This is a genomic window from Burkholderia theae, from assembly GCF_048565265.1.
GTDB classification, from domain to species: Bacteria; Pseudomonadota; Gammaproteobacteria; order Burkholderiales; family Burkholderiaceae; genus Burkholderia; species Burkholderia theae.
Genome location: NZ_CP183461.1, coordinates 2,572,789 through 2,590,555, shown reverse-complemented (window position 1 = coordinate 2,590,555; position 17,767 = coordinate 2,572,789). Strand labels below are relative to the sequence as shown.

Genomic DNA, 17,767 nt, shown 5'->3' with positions numbered 1-17,767 from the left:
ATAACCAGGAGACAACCCATGTTGCTGAAGGACAAGATCGTCGTGATTTCCGGAATCGGGCCGGGGCTCGGTGTGAAGCTCGCCGTCGAGGCCGCGCGCGAGGGGGCGCGCGGCGTGGTCGTCGCGGCGCGCACGATGGAGAAGCTCGATGACGCCGAAGCGCGGATTCGCGCACTCGGCGTCGACTGCGACGTGCTGAAGATCAAGACCGACATCACCGACCGCGCGCAATGCCGGCAGCTCGCGATGCAGGCCGTCGAGCGCTTCGGCCGGATCGACGCGCTCGTGAACAGCGCGTTCGTGCACGGCACGTTTCCGGAGCCGGTCGAGGAAGCCGATCTCGACGGCTGGCGCGCGGTGTTCGACACCAACGTGTTCGGCACGATGGCGCTCACGCAGGAAGTCGTGCCGCACATGAAGCGCGCGCAGCGCGGCGCGATCGTGATGATCAACACGCAGGCGACCCGCAAGCCTTTTGCAGGGGAAGGCGGCTACGCTGTATCGAAGGGGGCGCTCGCCGTTGCGGCAAAATACCTGGCGCGCGAACTCGGCGTGCACGGCATCCGCGCGAACAGCATCCACATGGGCTGGATGTGGGGCGTGCCGACGCAGACGTATTTCCGGCAGGCGGCCGCGGAATACGGGATGACGGAAGAACAGATCATCGCGCCGATCGCATCGAACATCGCGCTTGCGAAGCTGCCGACCGACGACGATTGCGCGCGCGCGGCGCTGTTTCTCGCGTCTGATTATGCGAACGCGGTGACGGGCGCGACGCTCGACGCGAACGGCGGCGATTTCATGCCTTGACGAGGATGGAGCAACGGATCATGCAGGACAACCACGACGCGCGGCATTTTTTCGCGTTCAACGGCGACGCGGACGGCCTCTGCGCGCTTCAGCAACTGCGGCTCGCGGAGGGCGTGCACGGCACGCTCGTGACGGGCGTGAAGCGCGACATCAAGCTGCTCGAGCGGATCGACGCGCGCGCGGGCGATCTCGTCACCGTGCTCGACGTGTCGCACGACCAGAATCGCGACGCGTGCGCACGGCTGCTGCGCGACGGGGCGACGGTCCGCTATTTCGACCATCATTTCGCGGGCGAGCTGCCCGACGATCCGCGCTTCGACGCGCATATCGACACGGCCGCCGATGTCTGCACGAGCGCGCTCGTGAACCGCTATCTCGGCGGCCGGCACGTGCGCTGGGCGATCGTCGCGGCGTTCGGCGACGAATTGCCGGCGCTCGGCGACGCGCTTGCGCGCGAGCACGGGATCGGCGAGGCCGAGCGTTGCACGCTCGCGGAACTCGGGCTCTACCTGAACTACAACGCGTACGGCGAATGCGTCGGCGATCTGCACTTCGATCCGGCGGCGCTCGCCGACGCGATGCTGCCGTGCGTCGATCCGCTCGATTTCGTGCGCGCGACCGCCGTGTTCGCCGTGCTGCGCGACGGTTATCGCGACGACATGGCACGTGCATGCGCGCTTGCGCCGCTGCGCGAGGTGCCGGGCGCGACACTGGTGCGGATGCCTGATCATCCGTGGGCGCGGCGCGCAACGGGGATGCTCGCGAACGAGCGGATGCGCAACGCGCCGCATGCGGCGCTCGCGGTGCTGTCGCCGCGAGCGGACGGCGGGCTCGTCGTCAGCGTGCGCGTGCCCGACGACCGGCCGCTCGGTGCCGACGAGTTCTGTCGCGGCTTCGCGACCGGCGGCGGGCGCAAGCGCGCGGGCGGCATCAACCATCTGCCGGAAACCGAGTTCGACGCATTCGCCGCGCGTTTCGAGGCGGCATTTCGGCTCGATTGATGCAGCGACCGGCGACACGCGCGCCGTGCGGCCATCGCACGGCGCGCGTACCGGATCAGCCGGTCGCGCCCGCGAGCACGGCCGGCACGTTGTGGCCGTAGCAGCGCTCCTCGACGCGCTCGGCGATGCGCCAGCCCTGCGCGGTGCGCACGAACCGGTCGACGTACCACAGCCCGAGAAACATCACGTGCGTGCCGCCGTCCGGCAGCGCGACTTCCATCGGATTGAAGCAGATCGTGCGGCCGCGCGCGGTATCGCCGTCGAGCCGGATCGACACGTTGCCGACCATGTGCTGGTACTGCGAAAACTGCGGCAGCACGGTGCGCAGCCACGCCTTCACGTCCGGGTAGCGGCCGGCGATACCGCCCATCGCGCGATAGTCGATCGCCGCGTCGGGCGTGAACACCGCGTCGAGCGCGTCGAAGTCGCGCGTGTCGATCGCGCTCGAATACGCGACGATCAGCTCGCGGATGTCGTGATGGTCGGACAGGGTTTGCAGATCGGGCATCGGCCGCTCCCGGTCACGCGTTGTTGCGCCGGCGCGCCGCATGCAGCGCTTCGGCGCGCTGCTTCACGTCACGCGCGCACTGATCGAAACCCTGTTTCACCCACGCGCCGTGGTTCTGCATGATCGTGTCCGCGTTGACGCCGAGGAACTGGTCGGTCGTGAAGTAGCGGCAACGCTCCGCGCCGTCGGCGTCGATGTACTGGTCGCGGCGCGCGGCATCCTTGTTGTCGTCGGTCGGGCGCTGCTCCCACGACAGCAGGCGTTCGGGTTCACAGGCGACGAGGATCTCGCTGACCGGAATCACGGTCTCCGTGCCCGGAATGCGAATTTGCATGTGCACGAAATCGCCGAGCGTGCCGGTCGTTTCGAAGCCGATGCAGAACGTGTTCCATTCGCCGTAGCGCGGGAAGTCGGTCAGCACTTCCCACACGACGGAGGCCGGTGCGTCGATGTCGACGGTGATCGAGGTGACGAGATTCGAGGGTTTGGTCATGGAGGTCTATCGGGTGAGGCGGCACGCGTGCCCGGGTGGCCGCGCGCCGCGGCGGTCGGAAGGATCCGCGCCGGCAGCGGCCGGCGCGCGTGGCGGGTGCGGGTCGGGACGCGCGGCGCCGGTAGCGGCCGGCACGTGCCGCGCATCGCGGCACACCCGACATCGAGCGTAGGCCGGCGGACGCGGCGAAGAATCGTCGGAATGGACTAAGGCGTTTCACCGGGCGGACGACGCGGCGCGCGTGCCGCGACCGTCATCGGCGTGAGCACGTCAAGCGTCGGGCGTCGACACCGCGCGGCGCAGCCGCGACAATACGTGTCCCGTTCCGTTTTCCGCATCGAGGTGCCCGTGTCCGCCAAGTCGTCCGTTGCTCCCGCGATCGTCTGGTTCCGCGACGATCTGCGCGTGACCGATCAGCCCGCGCTGACGCGCGCGGTTGAATCGGGCCGGCCGCTCGTGTGCGTGTTCGTCGACGACACGGGCGACGGCGCCGGGCGCCCGCCGGGCGGTGCGGCGCGCTGGTGGCTGCATGGGTCGCTGGCCGGGCTCGACGCCGCGCTCGCGCGTCATGGCGGGCGGTTGCTGCTGTTGCGCGGCGACGCGCAGCGCGAGATCGAACGCGTCGTGCACGACACGGGCGCGGCGGCGGTTTACTGGAACCGTCGTTATGCGCAGCCGCAGCGCGACGCCGACGCGGCGCTGAAGGCATCGCTCAAGGCGCGTGGCGTCACGGTCGAGAGCAGCAACGGCAGCCTGCTGAACGAGCCGTGGGAGGTGCTGACGGGCAGCGGTGCGCCGTACCAGGTATTCACCGCGTACTGGCGCGCGGCGCGCCGCGATCGCATGGTCGCTGTGCCGCTGCCGGAACCCGAGCGGATCGAATTTCTTCCGTGGCCGGAAGCCGTGCGCGAGCGCGCGCTGGCACTCGACATGCTGGCATTGCGCCCGCCGGTGCCGGACTGGGCCGGTGGCCTGCGCGACGCATGGCCCGCGCCCGACGAAACCGGCGCGCACGAACGGCTCGACGCGTTCCTGACGACGTCGCTCGCCGGTTATGCGGAGGCGCGCGACTGTCCCGACCGGCCCGCGACGAGCCGGCTGTCGCCGTTCCTGCGCTTCGGCAACGTGTCGCCGCGACAGGTGTGGCATGCGGTGCAGGGTGCCGCGCAGGCGGGCGGTGCGGCGTGCGCCGCGGGCGCCGACAAGTTCCTGAGCGAACTCGGCTGGCGAGAATTCAGCTACGCGCTGCTGTATCACTTCCCGGCGCTCGCGACCGACAACTTCCGCGCGCAGTTCGACGCGATGCCGTGGCGCGACGATCCCGCCGCGCTACGCGCGTGGCAGCGCGGGCTGACCGGTTATCCGCTCGTCGATGCGGGCTTGCGCGAGCTGTGGACGACCGGCTGGATGCACAACCGCGTGCGGATGGTCGTCGCGTCGTTTCTCATCAAGCATCTGCTGATCGACTGGCGCGCGGGCGAAGCGTGGTTCTGGGACACGCTGGTCGACGCCGATCCCGCGAACAACGCGGCGAGCTGGCAGTGGGTGGCCGGCTGCGGCGCCGACGCGGCGCCGTACTTCCGCATCTTCAATCCGGTCGCGCAGGGCCGGAAGTTCGACCCGGACGGCGCATACGTGCGGCGCTGGGTGCCCGAGCTGGCCGGTCTCGACGCCGCGTCGATCCATGCGCCGTGGGAAGCGGCGCCGCTGGAGCTCGACGCGGCCGGCGTGCGGCTCGGCGTCGACTATCCGGCGCCGCTCGTCGATCACGCCGCCGCGCGCGCCCGCGCGCTCGATGCATTGACCGCATTGCCGAAGCGTCGCTGACGGTCGGTCCGCGCGGCACGGTTCACTGCGGCGTCAGTTGCAGAACGCGACGTGTTCGAGCAGCGCGTACGCGACGCCCGAATCGAAGTAGGCCGCGCCGCACCACGCCACGAACGCGAGCGCGCCGACGGCCAGCGCCGCGCGGATCATGCCCATGCCGCGTTGCCCGACGCGGGACGCGCGACGCGCGCGTCGTCGATCGGCAGGTGCAGGAGCGCCGCGAGCACGCCTAGCACGATCGAGCCGATCCACAGCGGCAGGTACGAATGTGTCGCGTCGTACACGAGCGCGCCGAGCCAGACGCCGAAGAAGCTGCCGAGCTGGTGCCCGAAGAACACGAAACCGAACAGCGTCGCGATGTAGCGCACGCCGAACACCTGCGAGATCACGCCGTTCGTCAGCGGCACCGTGCCGAGCCACGTGAAGCCCATCACGGCCGCGAACGCATAGACGCTCGCGGGCGACAGCGGCGCGGCGACGAACGCGGCCATCGCGAGCGCGCGCACGAGGTACAGCACCGACAGCACGTACTTGCGCCGCAGCAGCCCGCCGAGATGGCCGCACGCATAGGTGCCGGCCACGTTGGTCAGTGCGATCAGCGCGAGCGCGACGCTCGCGTGGCGCGCCGGCAGCCCGTGGTCGAGCAGGTACGCGGGCAGGTGCGTCGCGATGAACGCGAGCTGGAAGCCGCACGCGAAGAAGCCGGCGTTGAGCAGCCAGAAGCCGCGATGCGCGAACGCTTCGCGCACGGCTTCGCCGATCGACTGGTCGGGGCCGGCGGCGGCGCCGGCCGCCTGCGCGGGCCGGTCACGCAGCAGCACGGCAAGCGGCGCGAGCAGCGCCGCGACGAGCGCCAGTGCGATGAACGCATGCCGCCAGCCGACACCGCCGATCAGTTCCTGCGCGACGGGCACCATGCAGAACTGGCCGAGCCCGCCGATCGCGCCGGCGACACCGAGCGCCCAGCCGCGCCGGTCGGGCGGAAACAGCCGGCTCAGCGCGCCGTAGATCGACGCGAACGCCGAGCCCGACAGCGCAATGCCGATCACGAGCCCGGCGCCGACCGTGAACATGCCGGTCGATGCCGCGTGCGCCATGATGACGAGCCCGGCCGCATACAGCAGCATCCCGGCGACGATCACGCGCACCGAGCCGAAGCGGTCCGCGACCATCCCCGTGAACGGCTGCGCGACGCCCCAGATCAGGTTCTGCAGCGCCAGTGCGAGCCCGAACGCTTCGCGCGACCAGCCGTGGTCGAGCGACACGGGCGCGAGAAACAGGCCCTGCACGTGGCGGATGCCGAGCGCGGCGCCCATGATCAGGCCGCCGGCCAGCACGGGCAGCCAGCGGCGTCGGACTTCCTGCTCGATCGGGGTCATGCCTGTCTCCGGATGAAGGCGCGCAGCGAAACGGCCGCGCTCGATCCGATTAGACGATCGCGCCCGTCGCCGCTCAAGCGATCATTCGGTCAGGTTGGCATGCGTGCGGGGAATGTGACGAATTGCAGGCGGGATGGGGCGGCAGTGCCCGGCCGTGGTCACGTGCATCCGGGAATACGGCCCCGGTTTACGCCGACGTCTTGTCGTGCGCGTGCATCGCGAGATCGCATTCGGCCGCTTCGGCGAGCATCCAGTCACGCACGTCGGCGACTTCGCGGCGCGGTGCCGGATCGTGCTGGAACAGCCAGTAGCCGTACGTTTCCGTCAGCGCCTGCGTGTGCGGCCCGAGCACCGCGAGCCGCCCGTCCGCGAGCATCGGCGCGACGAGTGCAAGCCGCCCGAGCGCGACGCCCTGGCCCGCGATCGCGGCCTGGATCACCTGGTCGTACTGGTTGAAGCGCAGCACGCCTTTCGGGCGCGCATCGCCGAGCCCGGCCGCGTGCAGGTGCGTGAGCCACTGCAGTTGCGGTTGCGGCGGCCCGTCGAATTCGAGCAGCACGTGGTCGGCGATCGCCGCCACGTTCGTGACCGGCCGCGCGGCGAGCGCGGGATGCGCGACCGGCACGACGATCTCGTCGAACAGGTGCAGCGCGCCGGCCGGCGCTCGCTCGCGTGGACAATAGCGGATGCCGAGGTCGATGCCTTCGGCGCGCAAATCGAGTACCTTGTCGTTCGCGGCGACGCGCAGGTCGATCTCCGGCAGGCGCGCCTGCAGCCGCCCGAGTCGCGGCAGCAGCCACAGCGCGGTGACGCCGATGCTTGCGGTGATCGTGACGGGCTGGCGTTCGCGCGCGGCGGCGAGCGACGCGACGGTGTCCTGCAGGCTGTGCAGCGCCGCATCCGCGGCGCGGAACAACCGCTCGCCTTCCGGCGTGAATGCGATCTTCCGGTAGCCGCGCTGCAGCAGCGTGACGCCGAGATGCGCCTCGAGCGCGTGCACCTGGCGGCTGACCGCCGACTGCGTGACGCACAGGTCCTGCGCGGCGAGCGTGATGCTCATGCGGCGGCCGACGGCGACGAAACCGCGGACGAGGTCGAGTGACGGGAGACGGACGAGTGGCGTTGACATGCGCGTGACTCATGCGAACGGAGCAGCAAGATTGGTTGAGAACGCGGCACGCGTCAAGTTCAATGCGCCAAAGCACCTAACTGCGATCGACCGCGATGCATGGGACCAGAGTAAGCGCTAAAGCGCTAACTCTGGTCAACAGGAGACAGGATGACGAATTCGAACGAAGAAGTCGGGGCCACACGGCGTGAGCGTACGGCGGGCGCGTTGCCACCCGAACCCGTGACGCTGCGCGCAGCCGACGGTTACATGTTGCGCGGCCACGTGTGGCGCCATCGCGGCGGCGGTGCGGTGCGGCCGGTGACGGTCATCAATTGCGCGACGTCGGTGCGCTGCGACTACTACTTCCGTTTTGCGGCCTGGCTGTTCGCGCAGGGGCGCGACGTGCTCGTCTACGACTATCGCGGCATCGGCGGGTCGCGCCCCGCGCGGCTCGCGAAGCTGCGCGCGAACTGGCTCGACTGGGGGCGGCTCGATTGCGAGGCCGCGCTGCACTATGCGCGCGACGCGTTTCCGGGCCAGCCGCTCGACGTCGTCGCGCACAGCATCGGCGGCTGCGTGCTCGGGCTCGCGGCATCGAACGTGCACGTGCGGCACGCTGTGACCGTCGGTGCGCAATATGCGTACTGGCGCGATTACCTGCCGGCCGAGCGACGCCGCATGTGGTGGAAGTGGCATGTCGCGATGCCCGTGCTGGCGGCCGTATTCGGATATGTGCCCGCGAAGCGGCTCGGCTGGATGGAGGACACGCCGCGCGGCATCGCGCTGTCGTGGGCGCGCTCGCAGCCGCGTTTCGAAGACGGTTACCTGGGTGGCCTGCGCGACGAAAGCACCGTGAGCCGCGCGGCGCTGCCTGCGCGCTTCGCGGGGCTGTCGGCGCCGATGCTCGCGATCGGCGTCGACGACGACGCGTTCGGCACCGTCGACGCGATCGAGCGGTTGGTCGGCTACTACACGGGCAGCGACGTCACGCACCTGCGGATCGCGCCCGGCGACATTGGCGTCGACGCGATCGGTCATTTCGCATTTTTCCACAGCCGCTTCACCGACGCGCTGTGGCCCGTCGCGCTGTACTGGCTGCAACACGGCGTGCTGCCGGCCGATGCGCCGGGCAGCGTGCATGCGCTGCATCCGGCGTCGCGCGCGCGGGTGCCGGGCAGCGGCGTGCCGGGCGTGGCCGCGAACGGGTGAAGCGGGGCGGCCTCGCAACGCGGTGCAGGCGCGGCACGTTGCGATGCGTGGCCTTCGCACCCCATTAGTGAAGCCTCCGTGATTCGACGCAGGCACTGCAATGCACGCACACGCCGGTTCGCGCGCCGGCGCGATCGATTAACATCGGACGTTTCATCCCCCAGCACAGGCTGCCGCGTGCCGATGTCCATTCCGTCCGATTCCGCTTCCCCGGTTGAAACGCCCCGCGCGTGGCGCATGCAGGCGCTCGACGTGCCGGCCGCCGCGTCCCGCGCCGGCGTGCGGCTCGCGCGCGTCGATTTCGACTGGCGCGTACCGCTTGCGGCGCCCGCCTATGCGGCGCTGAGCGATGGCGAGCGTGCGCGGGCCGCGCGCTTCATGCGGCATGAGGATGCGGTGCGCAGCGCCGCGACGCGCGCCGCGCTGCGCGACGTGCTTGGGTCGGCGCTCGGGATCGCACCGAATGCGGTTGCGATCGTCGTCGACGAATCGGGGCGGCCGTCGCTGGATCACGCCCATCGCGCGTCGCTCGACTTCAACGTGTCGCATGCGGGTGATCATGCGCTGCTTGCGTGGGCGCCCGCGGGCCGCGTCGGCGTCGATATCGAGTGCTGCAACCGCGCGGCCGACTGGCGCGCGCTGACGCGCGAAGTCTGCGCGCCCGCCGAAGCCGCGTATCTCGACGGCCTGCCGTCCGACGCGCGCGCAGCCGAATTCATGCGCGTCTGGAGCGCGAAGGAAGCGTTGCTCAAGGCGCTCGGCACGGGCATCGTCGGCGGGCTGCGCGCATTCTCGGTCGTGCCGCCGCGCGATGCGGCGACACCGGCGACGACGATCGTCGAGCCGTCCGCGCCCGCCGCCGGCGTGGCGGCGTTCGACGCGGCGTGGCTCGACGCGGCGCCCGGCTACGCGGCGTGCATCGCATGGACGCGTGCGTGAACCCGTGTCAACGCGCGTCGCTCATTCGAGCGGCGCGTCGTTCGGCGCCGCATAGCGCGTCCTGATCACGTCGCTCATCGGGAAATCGAACGACAGCCCCTTCGGCGGCACCGGCTTCATGAACCACTTGTCGTACAGCGCGTTGATCTCGCCGCTCTTCATCAATTGCGCGAGCACGCCGTCGACGAGCGCCTTGAACTGCGGATCGTCCTTGCGCAGCATGAACCCGTAGGCTTCCGACGATTGCGGCGTGCCGGCGATCGTCCAGTCGGCCGGTTTCGCGGCGAGCTGGCGCACGCCCGCGAGCAGTACGTCGTCCATCATGTACGCGGCCGCGCGCCCCGACTCGAGCGTGAGGCGTCCTTCGCCGTAGTCCTTCGCGCTGATGATCTGCATGTTCATCTTCTTTTCCTCGTTCATCTTGCGCAGCAGGCGTTCGGACGTCGTGCCCTGGTTCGTCACGACCGTCTTGCCCGCGAGGTCGGGGAAGTCGCGGATGCCCGACGTCGTGCGCGTGAGCAGGCGCGTCGTCGCGACGAAGAAGGTGGTCGAGAACGCGACCTGCGCGTGTCGCGCGGCGAGGTTCGTGGTCACGCCGCATTCGAGATCGACGGTGCCGTTCTGCACGAGCGGGATGCGGTTCTGCGACGTGACCGGGATGAAGCGAACCTGCAGGTCGGGCTTGCCGGTGCGCGCCTTCACCGCGGCGATCACGCGGTCGCACAGATCCTGCGAGAAGCCGATCACCTTGCCGCTCGTGTCGACATAGGAGAACGGCACCGACGTTTCGCGATGGCCGATCGAGATCAGGTTGGTCTGCCGGATCTTCTCGAGCGTGCCGGAGAGCGGTTCCGCGGCGAGCGCGGCGCCGCACGCGAGCGCGCACGCGGCGACGAGCAGGCGGCGGCCGAGCAGGGCGGCGAATCGTGACGGGAAGTGCATGGCGGGATCTCCTTGGCGAGTGATGAACCGTATGTTGCCAAAGACAAAATAATTGCAACATATGTTAACGGGCGGGCCCCACGGCCCGGTCCGGCGGGCAGGGCCGGACATCAGGGAAACTCCCAAGTCGAAATCAGTGAAAAACGGGTTGTCTAGACAAGTTCCGATGGCTACACTTCAATCCATTCCGAACTTGTCTAGACAGGATTGCTCACATGATTACGTTGACCCCCGGCCACCTGACCCTCCCGCAACTGCGCCAGATCGCACGCGAATCCGTGCAACTGACGCTCGACCCGGCCAGCTTCGCGAAGATCGACGCGGGCGCCAAGGCTGTCGCCGACATCGCCGCGAAGGGCGAGCCGGCCTACGGCATCAACACGGGCTTCGGTCGCCTGGCCAGCACGCACATCCCGCACGACCAGCTCGAACTGCTGCAGAAGAACCTCGTGCTGTCGCATGCGGTCGGCGTCGGTGCGCCGATGGAGCGTTCGTCGGTGCGCCTGCTGATGGCGCTGAAGCTGTCGAGCCTCGGCCGCGGCCACTCGGGCATCCGCCGCGAAGTGATGGACGCGCTGATCACGCTGTTCAACGCGGACGTGCTGCCGCTGATCCCGGTGAAGGGTTCGGTCGGCGCATCGGGCGACCTCGCGCCGCTCGCGCACATGTCGGCCGTGCTGCTCGGCGTCGGCGAAGTGTTCATCCGCGGCGAGCGTGCGAGCGCGCTCGACGGTCTGCGCGTCGCGGGCCTCGCGCCGCTGACGCTGCAGGCGAAGGAAGGCCTCGCGCTCCTGAACGGCACGCAGGCATCGACCGCGCTGGCGCTCGACAACATGTTCTCGATCGAAGACCTGTACCGCACCGGGCTCGTCGCCGGCGCGCTGTCGGTCGACGCGGCGGCCGGCTCGGTGAAGCCGTTCGATGCGCGTATCCACGAACTGCGCGGCCATCAAGGCCAGATCGATGCGGCCGCGGCCTACCGCGACCTGCTCGAAGGCTCGCCGATCAACCAGTCGCACCGCGACTGCGACAAGGTGCAGGATCCGTACAGCCTGCGCTGCCAGCCGCAGGTGATGGGCGCGTGCCTGGACCAGATGCGCCATGCGGCCAACGTGCTGCTGATCGAGGCGAACGCGGTGTCGGACAACCCGCTGATCTTCCCGGATACCGGCGAAGTGCTGTCGGGCGGCAACTTCCACGCGGAACCCGTCGCGTTCGCGGCCGACAACCTCGCGCTGGCCGCGGCGGAAATCGGCGCGCTGGCCGAGCGCCGCATCGCGCTGCTGATCGACGCGACGCTGTCGGGCCTGCCCCCGTTCCTCGTGCGGGACGGCGGCGTGAACTCGGGCTTCATGATCGCCCACGTGACGGCGGCTGCCCTCGCGTCGGAAAACAAGACGCTCGCGCATCCGGCGTCGGTCGATTCGCTGCCGACTTCGGCGAACCAGGAAGACCACGTGTCGATGGCGACGTTCGCCGCGCGCAAGCTCGCCGACATCGCGGACAACACGAAGCACATCCTCGCGATCGAACTGCTGGCCGCTGCGCAAGGCGTCGACCTGCGCGCGCCGTATCACACGAGCCCGAAGCTGGCGCCCGTGATGGAAACGATCCGCGGCAAGGTCGCGCACTACGAGCTCGACCACTACTTCGCACCGGACATCGCGGCGATCGCGAAGCTGGTCGGCGAGCGTGCGTTCGCGAAGGTCGCACCGTTCTCGTTCGCATCGGAACAGTAAGCCCATGAGCGCGCCGGTCTACCAGGAGATCAAGGATTTCATCCTGGGCCGCATCCACGCCGGCGAGTGGGAGGAGGGCGACCAGGTGCCGTCCGAGAACGAGCTGGCACGCGAGTTCAAGGTCGCGCGCATGACCGTCAACCGCGCGCTGCGCGAGTTGACGGCCGAGCAGGTGCTCACGCGCATGAAGGGCGCGGGCACCTACGTCGCGCGGCCGAAGTACGAGTCGACCCTGGTTGCGATCCGCAGCATCTCCGAGGAAGTCGGCGCGCGTGGGCATGCGTATCACGCCAGCGTGCTCGGTCTCGAGACGATCCGCGCCGACGAGACGCTCGCCGACGAGATGCAGGTGGCCGTGCGCGCGAAGCTGTTCCATTCGCAGGTGCTGCACTTCGAGAACGACGAGCCGATGCAGCTCGAAGAACGATGGGTGAATCCGGCGGTCGCGCCGGATTACGCCGAGCAGGATTTCACGAACACGACGCCGAACCTGTACCTGATGCGCGCGGCTCCGCTGCAGCGCGTCGAGTACCGGATCGAAGCGGCGGCCCCGGCGCCGGAGCGGCGCGAGCAGCTGCGGATGGACGACGTCGAACCGTGTCTGGTTTTACATCGGCGCACCTGGTCGCAGGGCGTCGTCGCCTCGGTGGCGAATCTGTGGCATCCCGGCAGCCGTTATCGCTTCACCGGGCATTTCTGATTCCTATTTGATATTCATTTTCCTTCGGGAGCAGTCGTCATGAACCATCCGAAACACATCGATCCCCGTCTCGATCCGACGCGCACGATCCGCGCGCCGCGCGGCAGCGAGAAGACCTGCAAGACCTGGCTGGCCGAAGCGGCCTACCGGATGATCCAGAACAACCTCGACCCGGAAGTCGCCGAGCATCCGCATGCGCTCGTCGTGTACGGCGGCATCGGCCGCGCGGCGCGCAACTGGGAATGCTACGACCAGATCCTCGCGTCGCTGAAGGATCTCGAAGAGAACGAGACGCTGCTGATCCAGTCGGGCAAGCCGGTCGGTGTGTTCCGTACGCACAAGGATGCACCGCGCGTGCTGCTCGCGAACTCGAACCTCGTGCCGCACTGGGCGAACTGGGATCACTTCCACGAGCTCGACCGCAAGGGCCTGATGATGTACGGCCAGATGACGGCCGGCAGCTGGATCTACATCGGCAGCCAGGGCATCGTTCAGGGTACCTATGAAACGTTCTTCTCGGTCGCGAACCAGCACTTCAACGGCGATCCGTCGGGCCGCTGGATCCTGACGGGCGGCCTGGGCGGCATGGGCGGCGCGCAGCCGCTGGCCGCGACGATGGCCGGGTTCTCGATGATCGCGGTCGAATGCGACGAGACGCGCATCGACTTCCGCCTGAAGACGCGTTACGTCGACAAGAAGGCGACGACGCTCGACGAAGCGCTCGGCATGATCGAGGAAGCGAAGCGCGACGGCAAGCCCGTGTCGATCGGCCTGCTCGGCAACGCAGCCGACGTGTTCCCGGAACTCGTCAAGCGCGGCATCACGCCGGACTGCGTGACCGACCAGACGAGCGCGCACGATCCGATCAACGGCTACCTGCCGCAAGGCTGGACCGTCGCGCAATGGCGCGAAGCGCAGAAGGTCGATCCGCAGAGCATCGTGAAGGTCGCGAAGCAGTCGATGGCCGTCCAGGTGCAGGCGATGCTGGATCTGCAGGAACGCGGCGCGGCGACGCTCGACTACGGCAACAACATCCGCCAGATGGCGCTGGAAATGGGCGTCGAGAACGCGTTCGACTTCCCGGGCTTCGTGCCGGCGTACATCCGTCCGCTGTTCTGCGAAGGCAAGGGCCCGTTCCGCTGGGTTGCGCTGTCGGGCGATCCGGAAGACATCTACAAGACCGACCAGAAGGTGAAGGAGCTGATCCCCGACGATCCGCACCTGCACAACTGGCTCGACATGGCACGTGAGCGCATCGCGTTCCAGGGCCTGCCGGCACGGATCTGCTGGGTTGGCGTGAAGGATCGCTATCGCCTCGGCCAGGCGTTCAACGAGATGGTCAAGAACGGCGAGCTGAAGGCCCCGATCGTGATCGGCCGCGACCACCTCGACACGGGTTCGGTCGCGAGCCCGAACCGCGAGACGGAATCGATGAAGGACGGTTCGGACGCAGTCAGCGACTGGCCGCTGCTGAACGCACTGCTGAACACGGCAGGCGGCGCATCGTGGGTGTCGCTGCATCACGGCGGCGGTGTCGGCATGGGCTTCTCGCAGCACTCGGGCGTCGTGATCGTCGCCGACGGTACCGCCGAAGCGCACGAGCGTCTCGGCCGCGTGCTGCTGAACGATCCGGCGACGGGCGTGATGCGCCATGCGGATGCCGGTTACGAACTCGCGCAGCAGACGGCCCGCGAAGCCGGCCTGAAGCTGCCGATGCTCGGCCGCTGAGCATGACGGCGCTTGACCAGGCGCCGGTGAACGCGACGATGATTCGCGCGGCGGATCTCGTCGCGTCGCCGTGGAAGAACGGCGGCGGTGTGACGCGCGAGATCGGCGCGTTCCCACCGGGCGCCGCGCTCGATGCGTTTGCATGGCGCGTGAGCGTCGCGGACGTCGGCACGGCAGGGCCGTTCTCGCGTTTCGACGGCGTCGACCGCACGCTCGTGCTGCTGTCCGGTGCGGGCATGACGCTCGCCGAGGAAGGCGGTACGCGCCACGTGCTCGACGTGCCGCTCGCCCGCGCGGATTTCGCGGGCGAGACGGCGATCGATGCGACGCTGCACGACGGCGCGACGCGCGACTTCAACCTGATGTCGCGCCGTTCGGCCGCGCGCGGGGCACTCGACGTATGGCGCGCAGGCGCGCACCACATCGAGCGCGCCGATACCGTGCTGCTGTTTTGCGCGGCCGGTGCGGCCGGCGTTGAAATCGACGGCACGCACTACGCACTGGAAGAAATGGACACGCTGCGGCTCGACGGGCCGCAGCGTGCGTTTGACGTCGTCGTGAGCGGGAGCGGCGCGCTGCTGGCCGTATCGCTCGCCGTCGGCGAACGAGACTGAACGCATGAAACCGACTGTCTGGCATCACCTGAGGCTGTGTCCGCACGGCCATCCCGACGAGACGATCGACGACGCGGCGATCGCCGTCGACGAAACCGGCACGATCGTCTGGCTCGGCGCGCTGTCCGCGCTGCCGCACGGTTATGCGCACTGGCAGCGCGAGGATCTGCATGGCGCGTGGGTGACGCCGGGCCTCGTCGACTGCCACACGCACCTCGTGTACGGCGGCACGCGTGCCGACGAATTCGCGCAGCGTCTCGCGGGCGTCAGCTACGAGGAAATCGCGCGGCAGGGCGGCGGGATCGTCTCGACGGTGCGCGCGACGCGCGCGGCCGACGAGACGGCACTGTTCGTGCAGGCCGCCGCGCGCCTGCAGCCGCTGCTCGCCGAAGGCGTGACCGCGATCGAGATCAAGTCGGGCTACGGGCTCGACCTCGCGAGCGAGCGCAAGATGCTGCGCGTCGCGCGCCAGCTCGGCGAACGTTTTCCGGTCACCGTTTACACGACCTTCCTCGGCGCGCACGCGCTGCCGCCCGAATATGCGGGCCGCGCGGACGCGTATATCGACGAAGTGTGCGACCGGATGCTGCCGGCGCTGGCCGACGAGGGGCTCGTCGACGCGGTCGACGTGTTCTGCGAGCGCATCGGTTTTTCGCTCGCGCAGACCGAGCGTGTGTTCGACGCCGCGACGCGGCGCGGGCTGCCCGTGAAGCTGCATGCGGAGCAATTGTCGAATGCGGGCGGCACGGCGCTCGCCGCACGCTATCGTGCGCTGTCCGCCGATCACCTCGAATTTCTCGACGAAGCCGGCATCGAGGCCATGAAGGCGGCCGGTACGGTCGCCGTGCTGCTGCCCGGCGCGTACTACTTCATCCGCGAAACCCAACTGCCGCCGATCGAGCTGCTGCGCAAGCACGGCGTGCCGATTGCGCTCGCGACCGATCACAACCCCGGCACGTCGCCGCTCGAATCGCTGCTGCTGACGTTGAACCTCGGCTGCACGCTGTTCCGCATGACGGTGCCCGAGGTGCTGCAGGGCGTGACGCGCCATGCGGCCGCGGCGCTCGGCCGCGCGGATCGCCACGGCGCGCTCGAGGTCGGTCGCCAGGCAGACTTCGCCGCATGGTCGGTGGGCTCGCTGTCGGAGCTTGCATACTGGATCGGCCGGCCGCTGTGCGAGCAGGTCGTACGCGGCGGGACCACCGTGTTTCGCCGGATGAACGGATGAGTTTTGCATGAGACCGGACCCGGCGCCGAAGCGTGTCGCGGTCCGGTCGATTGCAACGGGGCAGGGGAAGCGCTGATGCGCGAGCCCTGCCGACCGTGGAATGGGACCAGACTCAACGCTGGCGCGTCGATTCTGGTCAATAAGGAATCGCAATGACCGACACCCTGTTGTTCGCGGACCATGCCTACCTGCCCGATGGTTGGCGCCGCAATGTGCTGCTGCGCTGGGACGCGGCCGGCATGCTGACCGAAGTGACGCCCGACACCGACGCGCCGGCAGGCGTCGCGCGCGCGGCCGGGCCGGTGCTGCCCGGCATGCCGAACCTGCATTCGCACGCATTCCAGCGCGCGATGGCGGGGCTCACCGAATACCGCGCGAATCCCGCCGACAGCTTCTGGAGCTGGCGCGACCTGATGTACCGCTTCGCGCTGAAGATCACGCCCGACGCGCTCGCCGCGATCGCGCGCTGGCTGTATGTCGAGATGCTCAAGTGCGGTTACACGTCGGTGTGCGAATTCCACTACGTGCATCACACGCAGGACGGCTCGCGCTATCCGCAGATCGCGGAGCTCGGCACGCGCGTGGTCGACGCCGCGCGCTCGGCCGGCATCGGCATCACGATGCTGCCCGTGTCGTACCAGTTCGCCGGCTTCGGCAACAAACCGCCGCGCGACGACCAGCGCCGCTTCATCAACACGCCCGACGGCCTGCTCGAACTGCTCGACGCGATGCGTCGCACGGCGCCCGAGCACGGCGGGCTGCGCTACGGCGTCGCGCCGCACTCGTTGCGCGCGGTGTCCGAGAACGGGCTGCGTGTGCTGCTCGACGGCCTGCCCGGCGACGCGCCCGTGCATATCCATATCGCCGAGCAGACGGCCGAAGTCGACGACTGCGTGCGTGCCTACGGCGCGCGCCCCGTCCAATGGCTGCTGGATCGCTTCGACGTCGATGCGCGCTGGTGCCTCGTGCACGCGACGCACGTCGACGCGGCCGAAACGGCAGCGCTCGCGAAGCGTCGCGCGGTCGCCGGCCTGTGCCTGACGACCGAAGCGAACCTCGGCGACGGCGTGTTCCCGGCCGTCGACTATCTCGCGCAAGGCGGCGTGATCGGCGTCGGCTCGGACAGCCACGCATCGGTCGACTGGCGTGCCGAGCTGCGCCTGCTCGAATACGGGCAACGGCTCGTGCACCGCGCGCGCAACGTGCTGGCGAGCGACACGCAGGCGCATGTCGCCGATCGCCTGTTCGACGCATCGCTCGCGGGCGGCGCGCAGGCCAGCGGGCGGCGCGTCGGTGCGCTGCGCGAAGGCTGCCGCGCCGACTGGCTCGTGCTCGATCCCGATCATCCGGCGATCGCCGAACACGACAGCGCGTCCTGGCTGTCGGGTATCGTGTTCGCCGAGCATGGCGAGACGCCCGTGCTCGACGTCTACACCGGCGGCGAACGCGTCGTGAGCGGCCGCCGCCATCGCGACGAAGCCGTCGCGTATGCCGACTACCGCGCCGCGCTGGCGCAACTGCTGCGCTGACGCGCGGCAA

Annotated in this window: 17 protein-coding genes; 11 read left to right on the top strand and 6 right to left on the bottom strand. The window is 69.2% G+C overall.

Annotated features, from left to right (window positions below; genetic code table 11):
- Positions 1-18 precede the first annotated feature (18 nt).
- Complete coding sequence (locus ACN22W_RS12225; protein ID WP_419684522.1) at positions 19-810, top strand: SDR family oxidoreductase; 792 nt, start codon at positions 19-21, stop codon at positions 808-810.
- A 20-nt stretch (positions 811-830) separates the two neighbouring features.
- On the top strand, positions 831-1,811 hold the full coding sequence (locus ACN22W_RS12220; RefSeq protein WP_419684520.1) for an acetyltransferase: 981 nt from the start codon (positions 831-833) through the stop codon (positions 1,809-1,811).
- Positions 1,812-1,866: 55 nt separating this feature from the next.
- On the opposite strand, the gene ACN22W_RS12215 is transcribed toward ACN22W_RS12220, so the two are convergent.
- Together ACN22W_RS12215 and ACN22W_RS12210 are read right to left on the bottom strand one after the other, a co-directional pair.
- Positions 1,867-2,319 carry a nuclear transport factor 2 family protein gene (locus ACN22W_RS12215; RefSeq protein WP_419684518.1) on the bottom strand — a complete coding sequence of 151 codons (453 nt, stop codon included), beginning with the start codon at positions 2,317-2,319 and terminating at the stop codon, positions 1,867-1,869.
- Between the two features lie 13 nt (positions 2,320-2,332).
- On the bottom strand, positions 2,333-2,812 hold the full coding sequence (locus tag ACN22W_RS12210) for an SRPBCC domain-containing protein (RefSeq protein ID WP_419684516.1): 480 nt from the start codon (positions 2,810-2,812) through the stop codon (positions 2,333-2,335).
- 348 nt (positions 2,813-3,160) lie between these two features.
- On the opposite strand from ACN22W_RS12210, the gene ACN22W_RS12205 reads away from it, so the two are divergent.
- Positions 3,161-4,639, top strand: coding sequence for a cryptochrome/photolyase family protein (locus tag ACN22W_RS12205; protein WP_419687416.1), 1,479 nt, complete (start codon positions 3,161-3,163; stop codon positions 4,637-4,639).
- Positions 4,640-4,672: 33 nt separating this feature from the next.
- On the opposite strand, the gene ACN22W_RS12200 is transcribed toward ACN22W_RS12205, so the two are convergent.
- The 3 genes from ACN22W_RS12200 to ACN22W_RS12190 form a co-directional block, all read right to left on the bottom strand.
- Positions 4,673-4,795, bottom strand: a complete 123-nt coding sequence (locus ACN22W_RS12200; RefSeq protein WP_419684514.1) for a hypothetical protein — start codon at positions 4,793-4,795, stop codon at positions 4,673-4,675.
- On the bottom strand, positions 4,786-6,018 hold the full coding sequence (locus ACN22W_RS12195) for an MFS transporter (RefSeq protein ID WP_343494593.1): 1,233 nt from the start codon (positions 6,016-6,018) through the stop codon (positions 4,786-4,788). Before ACN22W_RS12195 ends, ACN22W_RS12200 begins: the two co-directional genes overlap by 10 nt.
- A 187-nt stretch (positions 6,019-6,205) precedes the next feature.
- A complete protein-coding gene (locus ACN22W_RS12190) occupies positions 6,206-7,147 on the bottom strand; it encodes a LysR substrate-binding domain-containing protein (protein ID WP_419684512.1) in 942 nt (313 codons plus the stop codon).
- 150 nt (positions 7,148-7,297) lie between these two features.
- Between ACN22W_RS12190 and ACN22W_RS12185 the strand changes: the two genes are divergently transcribed.
- Entirely contained in the window at positions 7,298-8,338 is a 1,041-nt protein-coding gene (locus tag ACN22W_RS12185; protein WP_419684510.1) for an alpha/beta fold hydrolase, read from the top strand.
- Positions 8,339-8,521: 183 nt separating this feature from the next.
- A complete protein-coding gene (locus ACN22W_RS12180) occupies positions 8,522-9,277 on the top strand; it encodes a 4'-phosphopantetheinyl transferase family protein (RefSeq protein ID WP_419684508.1) in 756 nt (251 codons plus the stop codon).
- Between the two features lie 21 nt (positions 9,278-9,298).
- Here the strand turns inward: ACN22W_RS12180 and ACN22W_RS12175 are convergent, their stop codons facing one another.
- Entirely contained in the window at positions 9,299-10,219 is a 921-nt protein-coding gene (locus tag ACN22W_RS12175; RefSeq protein ID WP_419684506.1) for a glutamate/aspartate ABC transporter substrate-binding protein, read from the bottom strand.
- A 215-nt stretch (positions 10,220-10,434) separates the two neighbouring features.
- Between ACN22W_RS12175 and hutH the strand changes: the two genes are divergently transcribed.
- From hutH to ACN22W_RS12145, 6 genes are all read left to right on the top strand, one after another.
- Positions 10,435-11,958, top strand: coding sequence for a histidine ammonia-lyase (gene hutH / locus ACN22W_RS12170; RefSeq protein ID WP_129512537.1), 1,524 nt, complete (start codon positions 10,435-10,437; stop codon positions 11,956-11,958).
- Between the two features lie 4 nt (positions 11,959-11,962).
- A complete protein-coding gene (hutC, locus tag ACN22W_RS12165; RefSeq protein ID WP_419684503.1) occupies positions 11,963-12,658 on the top strand; it encodes a histidine utilization repressor in 696 nt (231 codons plus the stop codon).
- A 39-nt stretch (positions 12,659-12,697) separates the two neighbouring features.
- Positions 12,698-14,386 (top strand): urocanate hydratase, encoded by a 1,689-nt coding sequence (hutU, locus tag ACN22W_RS12160; RefSeq protein WP_129512536.1) that lies wholly within the window; start codon positions 12,698-12,700, stop codon positions 14,384-14,386.
- 2 nt (positions 14,387-14,388) lie between these two features.
- Entirely contained in the window at positions 14,389-15,000 is a 612-nt protein-coding gene (locus ACN22W_RS12155; protein WP_419684501.1) for a HutD family protein, read from the top strand.
- 4 nt (positions 15,001-15,004) lie between these two features.
- The gene (hutI, locus tag ACN22W_RS12150; protein WP_419684499.1) at positions 15,005-16,228 is read left to right on the top strand and encodes an imidazolonepropionase; all 1,224 of its coding nucleotides are present in this window, start codon (positions 15,005-15,007) and stop codon (positions 16,226-16,228) included.
- Between the two features lie 152 nt (positions 16,229-16,380).
- A complete protein-coding gene (locus tag ACN22W_RS12145) occupies positions 16,381-17,757 on the top strand; it encodes a formimidoylglutamate deiminase (protein WP_419684497.1) in 1,377 nt (458 codons plus the stop codon).
- Positions 17,758-17,767: the final 10 nt, after the last annotated feature.

Coding starts and splice junctions, on each gene's coding strand:
- ACN22W_RS12225 (WP_419684522.1), top strand. CDS start 19: ATGTTGCTGAAGGACAAGATCGTCGTGATTTCCGGAATCGGGCCGGGG.
- ACN22W_RS12220 (WP_419684520.1), top strand. CDS start 831: ATGCAGGACAACCACGACGCGCGGCATTTTTTCGCGTTCAACGGCGAC.
- ACN22W_RS12215 (WP_419684518.1), bottom strand. CDS start 2,319: ATGCCCGATCTGCAAACCCTGTCCGACCATCACGACATCCGCGAGCTG.
- ACN22W_RS12210 (WP_419684516.1), bottom strand. CDS start 2,812: ATGACCAAACCCTCGAATCTCGTCACCTCGATCACCGTCGACATCGAC.
- ACN22W_RS12200 (WP_419684514.1), bottom strand. CDS start 4,795: ATGGGCATGATCCGCGCGGCGCTGGCCGTCGGCGCGCTCGCGTTCGTG.
- ACN22W_RS12195 (WP_343494593.1), bottom strand. CDS start 6,018: ATGACCCCGATCGAGCAGGAAGTCCGACGCCGCTGGCTGCCCGTGCTG.
- ACN22W_RS12190 (WP_419684512.1), bottom strand. CDS start 7,147: ATGTCAACGCCACTCGTCCGTCTCCCGTCACTCGACCTCGTCCGCGGT.
- ACN22W_RS12185 (WP_419684510.1), top strand. CDS start 7,298: ATGACGAATTCGAACGAAGAAGTCGGGGCCACACGGCGTGAGCGTACG.
- ACN22W_RS12180 (WP_419684508.1), top strand. CDS start 8,522: ATGTCCATTCCGTCCGATTCCGCTTCCCCGGTTGAAACGCCCCGCGCG.
- ACN22W_RS12175 (WP_419684506.1), bottom strand. CDS start 10,219: ATGCACTTCCCGTCACGATTCGCCGCCCTGCTCGGCCGCCGCCTGCTC.
- hutH (WP_129512537.1), top strand. CDS start 10,435: ATGATTACGTTGACCCCCGGCCACCTGACCCTCCCGCAACTGCGCCAG.
- hutC (WP_419684503.1), top strand. CDS start 11,963: ATGAGCGCGCCGGTCTACCAGGAGATCAAGGATTTCATCCTGGGCCGC.
- hutU (WP_129512536.1), top strand. CDS start 12,698: ATGAACCATCCGAAACACATCGATCCCCGTCTCGATCCGACGCGCACG.
- ACN22W_RS12155 (WP_419684501.1), top strand. CDS start 14,389: ATGACGGCGCTTGACCAGGCGCCGGTGAACGCGACGATGATTCGCGCG.
- hutI (WP_419684499.1), top strand. CDS start 15,005: ATGAAACCGACTGTCTGGCATCACCTGAGGCTGTGTCCGCACGGCCAT.
- ACN22W_RS12145 (WP_419684497.1), top strand. CDS start 16,381: ATGACCGACACCCTGTTGTTCGCGGACCATGCCTACCTGCCCGATGGT.